The organism is Pantoea agglomerans (assembly GCF_021397715.1).
Lineage (GTDB): Bacteria > Pseudomonadota > Gammaproteobacteria > Enterobacterales > Enterobacteriaceae > Pantoea > Pantoea astica.
Map to the genome: position 1 here is coordinate 2,557,335 of NZ_CP090207.1, position 15,162 is coordinate 2,572,496.

General features: G+C 58.7%; 15 protein-coding genes. 5 read left to right on the forward strand and 10 right to left on the reverse strand.

What is annotated here, in order from left to right; genetic code table 11:
- The first annotated feature begins 31 nt into the window (after nucleotides 1-31).
- Together LZU96_RS12135 and LZU96_RS12140 are read left to right on the forward strand one after the other, a co-directional pair.
- Complete coding sequence (locus LZU96_RS12135) at nucleotides 32-766, forward strand: flagellar brake protein (protein ID WP_233984567.1); 735 nt, start codon at nucleotides 32-34, stop codon at nucleotides 764-766.
- A 96-nt stretch (nucleotides 767-862) separates the two neighbouring features.
- Complete coding sequence (locus LZU96_RS12140; protein ID WP_233984568.1) at nucleotides 863-1,993, forward strand: mechanosensitive ion channel family protein; 1,131 nt, start codon at nucleotides 863-865, stop codon at nucleotides 1,991-1,993.
- 142 nt (nucleotides 1,994-2,135) lie between these two features.
- Here the strand turns inward: LZU96_RS12140 and LZU96_RS12145 are convergent, their stop codons facing one another.
- The 8 genes from LZU96_RS12145 to LZU96_RS12180 form a co-directional block, all read right to left on the reverse strand.
- Nucleotides 2,136-3,554: an L-fucose/L-arabinose isomerase family protein gene (locus LZU96_RS12145; RefSeq protein ID WP_233984569.1), complete on the reverse strand. Its 1,419-nt coding sequence runs from the start codon at nucleotides 3,552-3,554 to the stop codon at nucleotides 2,136-2,138.
- An 18-nt stretch (nucleotides 3,555-3,572) separates the two neighbouring features.
- Nucleotides 3,573-5,060, reverse strand: coding sequence for an FGGY family carbohydrate kinase (locus tag LZU96_RS12150; protein ID WP_233984570.1), 1,488 nt, complete (start codon nucleotides 5,058-5,060; stop codon nucleotides 3,573-3,575).
- Between the two features lie 2 nt (nucleotides 5,061-5,062).
- A complete protein-coding gene (locus LZU96_RS12155; RefSeq protein ID WP_094121788.1) occupies nucleotides 5,063-6,007 on the reverse strand; it encodes a transketolase family protein in 945 nt (314 codons plus the stop codon).
- Nucleotides 6,000-6,830, reverse strand: a complete 831-nt coding sequence (locus tag LZU96_RS12160; protein ID WP_233984571.1) for a transketolase — start codon at nucleotides 6,828-6,830, stop codon at nucleotides 6,000-6,002. Before LZU96_RS12160 ends, LZU96_RS12155 begins: the two co-directional genes overlap by 8 nt.
- Nucleotides 6,831-6,998: 168 nt before the next feature.
- Nucleotides 6,999-8,105, reverse strand: coding sequence for an ABC transporter permease (locus LZU96_RS12165; protein WP_233984572.1), 1,107 nt, complete (start codon nucleotides 8,103-8,105; stop codon nucleotides 6,999-7,001).
- Nucleotides 8,106-8,107: 2 nt separating this feature from the next.
- Entirely contained in the window at nucleotides 8,108-9,622 is a 1,515-nt protein-coding gene (locus LZU96_RS12170; protein ID WP_233984573.1) for a sugar ABC transporter ATP-binding protein, read from the reverse strand.
- On the reverse strand, nucleotides 9,622-10,221 hold the full coding sequence (locus LZU96_RS12175) for a DUF2291 family protein (protein WP_233984574.1): 600 nt from the start codon (nucleotides 10,219-10,221) through the stop codon (nucleotides 9,622-9,624). Before LZU96_RS12175 ends, LZU96_RS12170 begins: the two co-directional genes overlap by 1 nt.
- A 2-nt stretch (nucleotides 10,222-10,223) precedes the next feature.
- Nucleotides 10,224-11,165, reverse strand: coding sequence for a D-ribose ABC transporter substrate-binding protein (locus LZU96_RS12180; RefSeq protein WP_233984575.1), 942 nt, complete (start codon nucleotides 11,163-11,165; stop codon nucleotides 10,224-10,226).
- 183 nt (nucleotides 11,166-11,348) lie between these two features.
- Between LZU96_RS12180 and LZU96_RS12185 the strand changes: the two genes are divergently transcribed.
- Nucleotides 11,349-12,299 (forward strand): sugar-binding transcriptional regulator, encoded by a 951-nt coding sequence (locus LZU96_RS12185; protein WP_233984576.1) that lies wholly within the window; start codon nucleotides 11,349-11,351, stop codon nucleotides 12,297-12,299.
- 45 nt (nucleotides 12,300-12,344) lie between these two features.
- On the opposite strand, the gene emtA is transcribed toward LZU96_RS12185, so the two are convergent.
- Complete coding sequence (emtA, locus tag LZU96_RS12190) at nucleotides 12,345-12,974, reverse strand: membrane-bound lytic murein transglycosylase EmtA (protein WP_233984577.1); 630 nt, start codon at nucleotides 12,972-12,974, stop codon at nucleotides 12,345-12,347.
- Nucleotides 12,975-13,140: 166 nt separating this feature from the next.
- Between emtA and ldcA the strand changes: the two genes are divergently transcribed.
- Nucleotides 13,141-14,064: a muramoyltetrapeptide carboxypeptidase gene (gene ldcA / locus LZU96_RS12195; RefSeq protein ID WP_233988193.1), complete on the forward strand. Its 924-nt coding sequence runs from the start codon at nucleotides 13,141-13,143 to the stop codon at nucleotides 14,062-14,064.
- Between the two features lie 21 nt (nucleotides 14,065-14,085).
- Nucleotides 14,086-14,748, forward strand: coding sequence for an MBL fold metallo-hydrolase (locus LZU96_RS12200; RefSeq protein WP_233984578.1), 663 nt, complete (start codon nucleotides 14,086-14,088; stop codon nucleotides 14,746-14,748).
- Here the strand turns inward: LZU96_RS12200 and LZU96_RS12205 are convergent, their stop codons facing one another.
- The gene (locus LZU96_RS12205; protein WP_233984579.1) at nucleotides 14,749-15,162 is read right to left on the reverse strand and encodes a GNAT family N-acetyltransferase; all 414 of its coding nucleotides are present in this window, start codon (nucleotides 15,160-15,162) and stop codon (nucleotides 14,749-14,751) included.

Genomic DNA, 15,162 nt, shown 5'->3' on the forward strand with positions numbered 1-15,162 from the left:
AAACAAAGCACCAACCTTTTGGAGCCAGGAAGTGAAAGAAGCCGATCAGGAACAATATTTAAAACGTGGCACGCTGGCCATCCTTGGCGTGATGAAAGACCTGCTGCGTTTACAGACGCCGCTACTGGTGAGTTTTTCCCGTGGGCAGTTTATCAGCCGGATGCTGGCGGCCGATGAAAATCAGTTGCTGTTCGACCTCGGCAGCAACAATCTGGATAACGACTACGCCTTAACCTGCGATGAACTCAGCATCGCTGCAGAAACCCACGGCGCTAAAGTGGAGTTCAGCCTCGCGTCGCTGGCGCGGGTCGATTTTGAAGGCTTACCGGCGTTCAGCGCGCCGTTGCCGGAGCTGGTGTGGCAGATCCAGCGTCGTGAGTTTTTTCGCGTCAATGCGCCACTGGAACCACAGTTCTGGTGTCATACCGAGTGGCCCGACGGCAATACAGCCCGTCTGCGGTTGCAGGATCTGTCGCTGGGTGGTATCGGCGTACTGGTGGATGAGCCGCTGCCCGAAGGATTACAAAGTGGCGACAGTTTCAAAAAATTCCGCGTTGAGCTGGGCGAATATGGTCACTTTGAAGTGCCGGTGAAACTGTTGCACATTGGCGAACGCAGCGTGGTAACGCATAAAAATGAAACCCGAATTACGCCACGCCTGAGCTTTCGCTTTTCAGCACTCGATCCGGTGCAGGAGCGGCAACTGCAGCAGGTTATTTTTGCCCTTGAGCGGCTGGCACGCGATAAATCAACCCGTTTTCAATAAGTTCTTCCCGGATGCGCCGCACAGTTGCGTCGCATCCAGGCTATGCTTCTTGCGTGTTTTCTTTTAAACCGGAACCCAGCAAGGAGAATCTCCCCAATGGAAAACTGGCTTTCTTCACGTCATTTTCAATCCATTCTGTTCAATCAGAGCTTCTGGATCAACAGCGCCATCGTTATCGTCGCGACCCTCGTCATTTACTGGCTGCTGCGTACCCTGATCCGTTTTATCTCCAACCGTATTGCCCGCTATAGCGAACATCGGCATGTCCGGGCGACCGGCATTGTGGTGGAAATTCTGCGCAGTACCAGCCAGAGTCTGCTGCTGATTTTTTCACTGCTCATTGCGTTAAAATTTGTCGATTTACCCGCCTCGTGGAGCGTGGCGATCTCACACGGCTGGTTCCTGGCGTTAATCGTTCAGCTGGCGCTGTGGATCGACTGCGGCATCCGGCTCTGGCTGCACAGTCTGCTGCGCGACCCTTTGCATGTGCGGAACCCGGTCACTACGGTGATCCTCGGTATTCTGCTGCGCGTAGTGGTGTGGATCATGATGTTTCTCGCCATTCTGTCGAATATGGGCATCAATATTACCGCGCTGGTGGCCAGTCTCGGCGTCGGGGGTATTGCGATTGCGCTGGCGATTCAGACCGTGCTGAGCGACGTCTTCGCCTCGCTGGCGATCGGGTTCGATAAGCCGTTTGAGCACGGTGATTTTATCGTGTTTGGCGATATTGCCGGGTCGATTGAGCATATCGGTCTGAAAACCACCCGGCTGCGCAGCCTGAGCGGTGAACAGATTGTCTGCTCAAATACCATTCTGCTGCAGCAGACGATCCACAACTATAAGCGGATGCAGCAACGCCGCATCGTGTTTAAGTTCGGTATCAGCTACGCCACGCCGTCGGAACAGGTGCGCGAGATCAGTCCGCTGGTGAAAGAGATTATCCAGAGCGTTGACACCACCCGCTTCGACCGCGCCCACTTCCTGGCGTTTGAAGATTCGAAACTGACCTTTGAAGTGGTCTACTTTGTGCTGGACGCCGACTACAACAAGTACATGGATATTCAGCAGGAGATCAACCTGCAGCTGATGGCAGCGCTGGAACAGCGCAACATCCGCTTTGCCTTCCCGATTCGTCAGGTCGAGTTCAGCGGCGGTAATCTGCCGCCGGTGGATCTGGTGGCGGTGGACAATGAGGAGGGCGAGGTACGCAGAATGGCGCGCTAAGCGCGCTCAGGATGCCAGCCTTCCCGAGGATCAGGGAAAGGCTGGCGAAGCCTGTTCACGTCAGCATAAGTGCGGCCCGCGCGTGCCAGCATCGGCCGCGCGAGCCATGCCGACATCACTGCCATCACTGACTGCGGCTCCGTTACTGATGGCGATAACAGCTGACGCCCAGATACTGGCTGAACGCTTCCTGCAATACGTCTGCCGTGGCGGAGTGGTTCATCGCCACATGGTGTTCGAATCCGTTACGGCAGATCCACGCCAGCAAGGATTCCAGTTGCGGGACCTGAATCACCGCGCGACAGCCCACCGTATCCAGCGGATCGTCTACCGACATCCCCTCACCGACGTAGGCCTTGATCTCTCCGCTGAAATCATCGGTTGAGAGACGAAAATAGGTCAGATCGCCGCTTTTCATCCGGCCATGCACCGCGCCACAGGTGTTCTCTTTCCCGACCGTGGTACCAACAATATCGGCCGTGCCCATCGTGGGTGACTCCAGGCTGGCGCTGGCGAAGTTACCGCAGTGAAACAGCACGCATTTATCCCGATCATCGCCGAAGTTGTTGTTCCAGTCCGCCAGTGAGGCGGGATTCAGCGAGCAGCTGGCCAGGGCATACATCGACAGCGCCCCCATCACGTCCACCTCGCAGGCGCTCGGCATCAGCTGTCCTGACATCACGCTCATGATCGAGCAGACGTTAATACCGAGGTTCTCCTGCAGCGAGGTCCAGCACTGAATCGCGGTAGTATCGATGTCGTTGTCGTTCACCCATTCGCTGATGACCACAAACAGTTTCGCCATGGTTTGCAGCTTTTCGCCGGGAATCCCGCGCGCATCGGCGTTGGCTTCCAGAATCTCGCGCTTCTCCGCCACGCGGATATCATCATCGCGCAGCCGGTTAGTACGGGTAAAAATTTCTGACAGATCCAGCGTTTCCACCGCAATGCCCATCTTCTCCAGCAGTTTCTCACTGTAGCGCACGGTGTTAAAACCGGCGGGCCGGGCACCGATCGCCCCGACACGCACCCGCCGCATCGCATTCACCACCCGACAGAGCTGGCTGAAACGCTGCAGATCCTGCATGAAGACCTCACCGCTCAGGGCGCAGACATGCTGGCGGGTCAGGGAAAAGGGGATGCCATATTGCCGCAGGTTATTACACAGTGAGATTTTGCCGCAGAAGCTGTCACGCCGGGTCGCCAGCCCCATTTTATCGAGGTTATCTTCTTCCGCCTGCACCAGCACCGGCACATTTAATCCGGCGAGGCGCAATGCCTCGGCGATCGCTTTCTCATCGCCAAAGTTGGGCAGCAACACCACCACGCCGTGAATCGCTTCGCGGTGCTGACGAAACAGTTCGGCGCAGATTTTCGCTTCCTGACGGGTTTCGACTCCGCCGAGATGCGTCTGACTCTCGTCCAGCATCACCGTATTGATATTCATTTTTTCAAACAGCGCGACCGCCTGCTGACGCGCTTCGCCCACCAGATAGCTGGGAAAGAAACCCCGGTTGCCAATTATCACGCCGAAGGTTAACTGCTGAGGAAGTTTTGACATGGCTCTGCTCCGAAAGGGTTAATGTGGCTGATAACGACAGCGTGCGACGGCGTCGATCCAGCCTTTATAGTTTTCCTGCATCTGCTGCGCACAGGCCTGTCGCGGTTCGATCACGTTGCCGCCCTGTAACGCCTGCATATCACTGCCCTGCTGCCACCAGCCCAGCACTTTTCCCGCCAGCAGCGCGGCACCCAGCGCCGAGACTTCGGCGGTCGGCACCCGCAGCAACGGACGCTGCAAAACATCTGCCTGTAACTGCATCAGCCAGCTGTTTTCGGTAGCGCTGCCATCCACGCATAGCGCAGGAAGTTGCTGCCCGCTGGCCTGCTCCATGGCAAAAAAGACGTCGGCGATCTGCCAGACGATCGACTCCAGCGCCACCCGCGCCAGCACCGCCGGTGTGGCGGCATCCGTCAGGCCACAGACCATACCGCGCGCCTGCAAGTCCCACCAGGGCGCACCCAGCCCGGAAAGCGCCGGCACAAAATAAACGCCCTGATTATCTTCGCTGCGTTGCGCCAGTACGGTGAGCTGGCGCGGGTCCTGAACCCCCAGCATGCTGCCGAGCCACGCCGCGCCCGAACCGGTGTGGGTGATATTGCCTTCGAAGGCGTAACGCAGGGTGCCGTCGTGCCAGGCCACGGTGGTGCTGAGGCCGTTCTCGGTCAGCAGCGGCGTGGCCATCGACATCATCAGCGACGAACCCGTACCGTAAGTGGCCTTCACCACTTCCGCGGTGCCACGCCGCTGTGCCTGCAGGGCGGCGTGGGAATCGCCGATACGCGCCAGAATCGGCGTGCCCGGCGGCAGCCCGGCAATATCCGTGACGGCCACTACGCCCTGTTCGCTGGCGGAGGCCACGATGCGCGGCAGCGCGGCGCGTGGCAGCTGAAACAGCGCCAGCAGTTCGTCATCCCAGTCATTAAGATGCAGGCTGTAGAGTTGGGTGCGCGAGGCGTTGGCGTGATCGGTAATAAAAGTCTCACCCGCGCTGAGCTGCCAGCTGAGCCAGCTGTCCACGGTGCCGATACAGAGCTCGCCCGCTTCGGCACGCGCCACGCCGTCGGGAATTGCCGCCAGCATGCCGGTCAGCTTGGCAGCCGGGAACATCGGGTCCACTGCCAGCCCGGTGAGGCCGGTGATGCGCGGTGCTTTACCCGCGAGGTGTAAATCGCGACAGAACGGCTCGGAACGTCGGTCCTGCCAGCTCACCAGCGGCGTCAGGGGCTGACCGTCGCGACGTTGCCAGATCAGTACCGACTCACGCTGATTACTGATCGCCACCGCTGCCACGCTGGCCCCGCCACATGACGCCAGACACTGCGCGATCGCCTGCTTCACCGCCCGCCAGATGGCCAGCGGGTCCTGCTCCGCCAGGCCTGGCTGCGGGTGCGCCAGCGTCAAACTCTGGCTGCCGCGCGCCACCACGCTGCCGTGACGATCCACCGCAATCGCTTTGGCATTGGTGGTGCCTTCGTCAATCGCCAGAATCAGAGGTCCCACCATCGTTACGCTCCTGCGCAGATGCGCACTGCACTGTTGACCACGCTGCTGGCATCAATGCCATGGTGGGCCCGGGTTGAAGCGCGGTCACCGGCAATGGCATATTCCCCATCCGGAATACCGAGCCGCAGCAGTGGAATCGCGCAGCCGCCTTCCGCCAGCACCTCAGCCACCAGGCTGCCGACGCCGCCATTGACGTTGTGCTCTTCGACGCTGATGACCGCTGGGTAGTGATTTAACAGGTTGCGCAGCTGTTGGGTATCACAGGGTCGAATCGATGGAACCGCGATCACACCGGCTGATATGCCCTGCTCAGCCAGTTGCTCCGCGGCGTGAACCACCTCGTGAACCGTGGAGCCCATTGCCACCAGCGCGATGTCGTGGCCTTCGCGTAACAGATCAATCTGACCCGGTCTGAACTGGTAGCTCTCATCGTGCAGCTGGGGCAGATCTTTGCCATCGAGGCGGATATAGACCGGCCCGACGTGCGCCAGTGCGTAGTCGATAATCTGACGGCACTCCAGCGGGCATGACGGCGCGTAGATCTCGATGTTGCCGAAGCCGCGCATCACGGCGATATCGTCAATACTGTGATGGGTACTGGCGAGCGGGCCATAGCTGGCACCGGCATTGAGTCCGAACAGTTTGACGTTGGTGTTGTTGTAGCAGACGTCGACTTTCACCTGCTCGTTAGCACGCGAGACCAGAAACGGCGCGGCATTACAGGTGACGGCGATCTTGCCGCCCAGCGCCAGGCCGGCCGCCGTGCCGACCAGCGTCTGCTCCGCAATGCCGACGTTGATTAACCGGTCGGGAAACGCCTTGATAAAGGGCGCGATTTTGGCGGTTGAGGTGGAATCAGCGACGACCGGCACCAGATCCACGCCGCGATTCACCGCGTCGATAAAGGCCGTGACCATTACACTGGCTAAATGTTGTGCGTTACTCATCTTTTAACTCCTCCAGCGCCTGCTCAATTTCTGCCCCTTTTGGCACCCGGTGATGCCACTCGGCTTTACTCTGAATAAAGGAGACGCCAAAACCCTTCTCGGTATGCGCCACAATCACCTGCGGTTTGCCGTTCTGCGGCAGGCCTTCAATGGTTTCGACCACCGCCGCCATGTCATTGCCGTTGCACTCAGTCACCTCCAGGCCAAAGGCGCGCCATTTTTCAGGCAGCGGATCGGTGTTCATGATCTCGCGCGTCGCGCCTGCCAGTTGCAGCTTGTTCTTGTCATTAATGATGATCAGGTTGTCGAGGCCATAATGGGCCGCCACCAGCGCCGCCTCCCAGTTGCTGCCTTCCGCCAGCTCACCATCGCCGGTCACCACGAAGATGCGGCGCGCGCTGTTGTCCTTTTTCGCCGCGATCGCGATCCCGACTGCGACCGGCAGCCCGTGCCCCAGCGCCCCGGTATTCAGCTCCACGCCAGGGGTTTTTTGCCGCACCGGATGTCCCGGCAGATGAGAATCGGCGTGCTGATAGGTCGGTAGCCAGTCGGTAGGGAAATAGCCCGCTTCCGCCAGCACACAGTAGTAACCGCCTACCGCGTGACCTTTTGACTGAATGTAGATATCACGCTGGTCATCTTCGGTGCGATCCGGCGCGCAGTTGAGAATGCGGAAATAGAGCGCGGTGAGGATCTCCACCTGTGACAGATCGGCACCGGTATGACCGCCTGCCGGGCTACCGGCGTTAAGCTGAATGATACGGCGGCGGATCGCCCGCGCCCGGCGCTTGAGGTCGTCTACCGGAAGATTGAAAGGATTCATACACTACCTCTGAATTTTAAATCGATTATGAATAAATATTCAAATCAGTTAAAAAAAAGGTGAAACACGGGAGATAAAGAGCGTCACAATCGACTCCGTTTCTCTTTCTCCGTTCGCCTGTTTCGTCTCCTGCTGCGGCGTGTGACGACGCAGCAGGAGGTTAACCGGTTAGCTTTTTATTGGCGCGCCCTCCTCTATCAGTGCTTTCTGCGCCACCACGGCCGCTTTTTGCTGCATCCGGCTCTGGGTCTGGTCGATGATCACCGCGATGATAATCACGATGCCTTTAATCACCATCTGCCAGAATTCACTGACGCCCATCATGATCAGCCCGTCCGCCAGGAAGCCGATGACGAACGCGCCAATCAGCGTGCCGACGATGGTGCCGCGTCCGCCCGCCAGCGAAGTGCCGCCCAGCACCACCGCAGCAATGGCGTTCATCTCAAACGCCGTGCCGTTGGCCGGATGGCTGGCGACCAGTTGCGATGAGACCACGATGCCGGCGATCGCCGCGCAGAATCCCGACAGGGTATAAACCAGAATCTTAACCTGCCGGGTTTTGACGCCCGACAACTCGGCGGCACGTTCGTTATCACCGATGGCGTAAACCTGACGGCCAAACGGCAGGCGGCGCGCGACGTAAGCAATCACTAACGCCAGCAGCACCATCATCCAGATGGCATAGGGCAAGCCGAGCAAATTACCGGCACCAATCCTGTCGAAACCGGTGTTGCCCAGCAGCGGATTGCCCTGCAGGCCAGGAAAGGTTTCGCCACCGGAGGTAAGCATCGCCGCACCGCGCAGGATATACATGGTGCCGAGCGTGCAGATAAAGGGCGCAACGTTGTAGCGTGTGATGATCCAGCCATTGCCCGCGCCAATCAGCGCACCCACCAGCAGAACAAACGGCACGATCACCCAGACGCTGGGAAAGATGGCGATGCCAAACATCGGCAACACAATGCCTTTGGTGATCATCCAGCCGGCGATCATGCCGCACAGCCCCAGCGTGGCGCCAATCGACAGGTCAATGCCGGCGGTGATAATGACGAAGGTGATACCCAGCGCCAGAAAGGCGTTGATGGCAATGTGCTTCACCATGATCACCAGGCTGCCCACCGCCAGAAAGTCCGGCACGGTAATCGCAAAGAAGCCAACGATCAGAATCAGCGCAATAAAGGTGCGCAGCTTCAGTAGCAGCAGCAAAAAATTCTCACGCGAGTTAAACGCCTTAGCGGGAAGTGTGGCCAACGCCACGCTGTCATTGCTTTTCATGCTCAGAACCCCTGCGCACTTGCTTTCACCAGCGCTGCCTCTTCCGCCTGTTCTCGCGGAAGGTCAGCCGTAAGTTTGCCGCCCGACATCACCAGGATGCGATCGGCTACCGCCATGATCTCTTTCAGGTCGGAGGTGGAGAACAGCACCGCAATCCCCTGCTGCGACAGCGCCACCATCATGCGAAATACCTCCGCTTTAGCCCCGACATCAATGCCGCGACTCGGTTCATCCAGCAGCAGTAAACGCGGATTGGTCAGCAGCGCGCGGCCAATCACCACCTTTTGCTGGTTACCGCCGCTCAGCGCGCTGATCGCCACCTCCGGCGAGGAGATTTTGATCGCCAGGTTGCCTACCGTCTGTTTCACCGCCTGCTGCTCCTGCTGATGAGCAATGGCAAAACGATGCGACAGCCGCCGCCACAAACTGGCGATAGTGAGGTTACTCGCCACCGACGAGACCGGGAAAATGCCAGAGCGTTTGCGATCTTCCGGCACCAGGCTCATGCCCATCCGGATGCGATCCGCCGTCGGCAGGCGGGTGGGCAACGGTTTGCTGTCGAGCCACAGTTTGCCCAGGTAGTTGCGCTGGCTGCCAAGCAGGCACTCAAACAGCTCGGTCCGTCCGGCGCCCATCAGGCCATAGATGCCGACGATTTCCCCGGCCCGGACCTGAAAGCTGACATCGTCCACCAGCGTGTTGCCGTTGGGGCTGACGCAGGTGATGTGTTGCGCTTCCAGCATCGGCGCACCAAACTGCCGCGTTTCCGGCAGGAATGTGGTCACCGGTTCGCTGCCCAGCATCTCCCGCACAATCCACGGTACGTCGATGCTGCTGACCTGCGCTTCGGCCTGAAAACGGCCATCACGCAGGATGGTGATGACATCGCCAATCGCCATCAGCTCTTCCAGCCGGTGTGAAATGTAAATGATGGAGACGCCCTGCTGCGTCAGATCGCGGATCACCCGGAACAGGATCTCCACTTCAGTTTTGCTCAGCGCGGAAGTCGGTTCATCAAGGATCAGAATGTCGGCATCTTCGGCCAGCGCTTTGGCGATCTCCACCAGCTGCTGCTGACCCACTTTCAGGTTACCGACCCGCTCAGCGGGCGAAATGGGCTGGTCGAGACGCGCCATCAGCGCGGCGGTGCGACGCGCCTGCTCCGCCTCGTTAATCGGCGCTAATCCACGCTGCAGTTCACGCCCCAGGAACAGATTTTCCGCCACCGTCAGGTTCTCAAACAGATTCAGCTCCTGATGCACCATGCCGATGCCGTGTCGGGCGGCGTCGCGGGTGCTGCTGAGCGTCAGCGGCGCACCGTTGAGAAACATCGTCCCGGCGGTGGGTTGCTGTACTCCGGCCAGAATCTTCATCAGCGTCGATTTACCGGCGCCGTTTTCACCGATGATGACGTTAACTTTGCCGCGCCAGACCCGGTAATCGACATGATCCAGCGCCAGCGTGCCGGGAAACAGCATCGAAATCTGCTCGGCCCGCAGAATGATCTCCTCGTCCATCAGGGCGTCCCTCGCGTCAGTTCAACCGCCACCACATCCTCAACGCTGCCATGCCCGATGCTCACCGCCAGCAGCGCCTGTACCGGCTGGTTGACCCAGCTGGCATCCAGCGTCGGCAGCTGCTTCACCGCATGACGATTCAGCGCCCGGGTTAACTGGGCGTACTGCACCTGATTGGTGAACTCTTCGAAACGGAAACCGGCGGCATCGCGGATGGCGTTGCTGCGCAGCACCGGCCCGATGCTGACCTCAACCGGCTTACCGTTCAGCGTCAGCGTCAGGATGCGCTCGCGTGGATTGCTCTCATTCAGCGCCGTTACCGTGCCGCTGGCGCGGACAAACACGCTTTCACTGGCACCCGCTTTCACCGTCTGACTTTTCGTTTCCATGTCAGCCCAGCTCAGCGCATGGCTGCTGGCGGTGGCCATCACCCGCGGCGACCAGCTCTCCTCCGCAATTTGCTGCGGCGTCTGGGTCGCATAACCCGGTTTCGCCTGCGGATCTTTCGGCAGAATCGGCTGACCGTTTGCATCCAGATCCACTACGGTGCAGGCGCTAAGCAGCGCCATCCCGGTTAAAACCGCCAGTATCCGTTTCATGGTCATTTCGCCAGGTTGAAGTTTTTCAGTCTGGCGGCGTTGCTGTCATCAATCAGCACACAGTCCATCAGCTGTTTCTCTTCTTTCTGCGCTTTGCCATTTTTCAGGTAGTAATCGGCCTGACTGACCGCCATCTGCGCCTGATCCCAGCCCGGTTGCAGCACCGTGGCCTTGATATTGCCTTTGTTGATAATCGAGTCGCGGGTGTAGTCACTGCCGTCAAAGCCCACCACGATCACCGCGGTTTTACCCGCCGCTTTCAGTGCGGCTTCCGCGCCCAGCGCCATGGTGTCGTTGCCGGAGATCACCCCCACAATATTGGGATGCTTCTGCAGAATGGTTTCCATCCGGCTGAAGGCCTCGGTCTGGCTCCAGTTGGCGCTCTGCTGAGCCACCATTTTCATCTCGCTGTAATCGTCCAGTACGTCGTGGTAACCCTGGGAACGCACGCCCGCATTGGTGTCGGACTCTTTACCGAGCAGTTCGACATAGTCCCCTTTGCCGCCCAGCAATTTGGCAAACTTTTCGGCGCCCAGCTGCGCGCCCTGATAGTTGTTCGAGACGATCTGCGCCACCGCAATGCCGGTTTTGTTAATCTCCCGGTCGATCAGGAAGGTCGGGATACCGGCATCTTTCGCTTTCTGCACCGGTCCGACCGTGGCATCGGCACCGGCGTTATCCAGAATGATCGCTTTGGCTTTTCGGGCAATCGCCGTTTCAATCAGCTGGTTTTGCTTACTGACGTCATCATCATGCGATGCCACCAGCGTGGTGTAGCCCAGCTCTTTGGCTTTGGCTAACGCGCCTTCCGCCTCCGCTTTAAAGAAAGGGTTGTCGTGTGACGGTGTGATAATTGCCAGCAGGCCTTGTTCCGCCGCCAGCAACGTGGTTGAGAAAGTGATGATTGAAGCCAGCAGGGTCAGTTTGATCAGAGGACGAGTCATTATTTTTCTCCGCTTGAATATATATTCATACGCGATTTTATATGCATAATGACTATGCGCCGTCGATGAGACGCCGTCCAATGCGGGATCGTCAAAAAGCGAAAACGATCACAAATTCGCCTGCGTTGTGATTTCGACCATCCTGGTTAACAATACCGGGCAGAATCAGAGAGGGAAAAACCGATGGCAAAACAGGATGAACAGCGACTGATGGTGAAGATTGCCACCCTTTACTACGTCGAAGGGTTGAAGCAGTCAGAGATTGCCCAGTCACTGAAGTTATCGCAGTCGTTTGTCTCACGTATTCTTAATCGCAGCGTCAAAGAGGGCGTGGTTAAGATCAGCGTGGTCCCGCCAGCCAATGTTTTTCCTGAACTGGAAAAAGCGATTGAGCAGACCTACGGCCTGCCGCAGGCGATTGTGGTGGATGTGCCGGATCAGGCCTCGACGTTACAGATTAAACAGGCGATTGGCTCCGCAGCGGCGCACTATCTGGAGACCCGTCTGCGGGATGACGAGCTGATTGGCATTTCATCGTGGAGCGGCACCATCCGGGCGATGGTTGATGCGCTGCATCCGCTGAACAGCTCTTGCAAAGGCGTGATTCAGCTGCTGGGCGGCGTGGGCGCGAACGGCAATGTGCAGGCGACTATTCTGACGCAGAACCTGGCGGCGCTGCTTAACTGCCCGGCCTGGCTGCTGCCCTCGCAGTCGATTGAGCGGTCAGTCAGCGACCGCCAGCGCCTGTCGGCCAATCTCGAAGTGGCGGAGGTGTTGGGGAAATTCGATCAGGTCGACCTGGCGATTGTCGGGATCGGCGATCTTGAGCCGTCGGCGCTGCTGCGTAATTCCGGCAACTATTATGATGGCGGGATGCTTCAGACGCTGGCGGCGCGCGGTGCGGTCGGTGATATCTGTCTGCACTACTTTGACGCCAGCGGTCAGCCGGTGTTGCAGGCAGAAGAAGATCCGGTGATTGGCATGGAGCTGGCGCAGGTGAAGCGCTGTCCACAGGTGGTGGCGCTGGCGGGCGGCACGGAGAAAGCCCAGGCGATCCGCGGTGCGCTGCGCGGCGGTTATGTCAAAGTGCTGATTGTTGATTATCCGACGGCGCGGCGGCTGCTGGAGCCCTGAAGCCGCCGAGGCCGTTTCGCCCGGCCAGGCTGCCGGGCGAAACGGTTAAATGGTGCGATAAGCGGTGGTGACTTTCCACAGATAGCGCGGTGCCTGGGCCGCCGGATGTTTATTCTGCACATGCTGATAAAACTCATCCGGTGACATGGCATTGATCATCGCAATCGCCCGATCGCGGTCACGGGAGAAGGTACGCAGCAACGCCCCGGCCCCGTTGGCATAAGAGACGATAGTCGCGTAACGCAGCGTCAGCGGATCGCGGATGCCCGACAGCGCAGAATCCTGCAGAATGCGGATATAGGCGGTGCCGATATCAATATTTTTCGCCGGATCGCGCAGCTCCGCATTGGACGGTTGTCCGCGCCGTCCCAGGGTGCGATAGACTTCGCGGCCCGCGGTTGAGGCTTTAATCTGCATCAATCCCACGGCATTTGAGCGGCTGACCACGGCTGGATTCCCGCCCGACTCGACACTAATAATGGCGCTGATCAGCTTCTCATCAACACCATAATGACTGGCGGCATCTTCGGTAAACATGGCCCAGGCATCATTCACGCTGGAAGGTGGGGCCTGAGTGAGCGGCGTATTCTTCTCTTTCACCGCATGATGCGACGGCTCGCTGGCACAGCCGGTCAGGAATAACGCTGAGAGTATAAGGTGTCGGAATTTCAGCAATTTTTCATCTCGTTGCAGAAGTGGCGAATGCTATCATACCCAGGCAGACTCAGAGCAAAATTACCGTTTATCCTAAATAACGTAAATCGCAGTGCGTACCGTGACTTCAGTGGCACTTTTGGTCATCATCGGCCTGAGTCAGGTGCGCTAACAGCAGGAAAGTATGATGATTTCACGTTCAATCCGTCTTATCTCCCCATCCGGTTACTGTCACAACCAGCCTGCGGCACAGCTCGGCATTGAACGGCTGCAGGCAGCGGGACATCAGATAGAGAATCAGCAGGTGATTGCCCGCCGGTTCCAGCGCTTTGCCGGCACAGACGCCGAGCGGCTGGCGGATATCAACCAGCTGGCTGCACTCACCACCCTGCCCGATATCGTGCTGGCGGTGCGTGGCGGATACGGTGCCAGCCGTTTGCTGGAATCGATTGACTACACGGGTCTGCAACGCCGCCTGCTGAATCAGCCGCTGGCGCTGTGCGGCCACAGCGATTTCACCGCCATCCAGCTCGCCCTGCTGGCGCAGGTGGGGTTAATCAGCTTCAGCGGCCCGATGCTCACCGGCAATTTTGGCGCCGCGACTTTATCTGAATTTACCCTGCACCACTTCTGGCAGGCCGTGACATCACCTACAGTCAATGTGAACTGGCAAAGCGCGTCACCGGACCAGGGCGAATGGCAAGGTACGCTGTGGGGCGGGAATCTGGCGATGATCTGTTCGCTGGTTGGCACCCCCTGGATGCCGCAGGTCGATAACGGCATTCTGGTGATCGAGGATGTGAATGAACATCCGTTCCGCATTGAACGCATGCTGATTCAGCTGCAGCAGAGCGGGATTCTGGCCCGCCAGCGCGCCATCGTTACCGGCAGCTTTACCAGCACTGCCCTGTCAGAATATGACAACGGTTTTGATTTCAGTACCGTCTGGCAGCGGCTGCGCGATACCTGCGGCTTGCCGGTGATCAGTGAGTTAGATTTTGGCCATGCGGCGGATACCGTTACGCTGCCGCTGGGAGCCCGAGCCAGGCTCCGGATCAGTCAGGGCCACGCCCATTTGCAAGCGACCGGGCATCCCGTCCTGCGCGGATAAAAAGGTTCCAGGAGATCGACATTGAAGCCGTTGTATGACGATTTGTGGATCTCAACCCCGGAGTTTCCGGTGGAAGATACCGTTAATGACCTGATGATGCATGGGTTTATGCTGCGTCACCCGCGCGGTAATCTGCTGATTGGCCGGGTGGAAAATCCGCTCGATCATGAAGTGATTGCCGATACCGGTGGCGTGATCCGCCACTATCTGACCCACTGGCATGAATCAGCGCCCGGTACGGCGCTGATCCAGCAGCGCTTCAGCAGCGCGCTCTATTGCCACAGCCGTTCACTGGGTCCGATCAGCCATTTTGCCGAACCCGATGACACCTTTTCCCAGCCGGAGACCCACTTTGGTGATTTCCAGCTGCTGCCCACGCCAGGCCATACGCCGGGCAGCTGCAGTTATCTCTACCGTTCACCGCTCGGCCTGACCTATCTGTTTGTCGGGGATACGGTGACGCGTTCGCACGACCGCTGGATCACCGTGCTGGTGCCGGACAGCAATCCGGCCGAACTGAGCCAGACGCTGGAGTTTTACCGCACGCTGCGGCCCGATGTGGTGCTGATGAGCACCACCCGCGGTCATCTGTCATGGAAAAAAGTGACGCTGCAAAGCTGGCTGGCGGCGATAGATGAAGCGGAGCAGCAGCCGCTGGATCTGCGTCAGCAACCGCTGTTCTGATTACAATATTTTGGTCAGATAATGACGCTGGTGGTGGCGTGGGTAATGATCAAGGCTGAAGCGCAGGCTGTAGCCGAGCTTCTCATAGAAAGGACGCGCCTGAAAACTGGCGGTATCCACCTGGGCGTAACGGCAACCGCGCTGGCGCGCTTCCTGTTCTGCCGCCTGAATCAGACGGCTGCCGACGCCCTGCCCGCGCAGCGCATCACCAACCCACAGCATATCGATACGAAGCCAGTTGCCGGCCGTTGAGCCGGTCAGCCCGGCCAGCTTCCTGCCCTGCTCATCACGGATAAAAACGCCGATCGATTTGATCTCATCAACATTAATAAACTTGCTGTTAAACGCCGTCAGGCCCAGCCGGACCTCATCCAGATCCTGGGACGTCACGTTATCGGTGATAGTGAGTTGCAT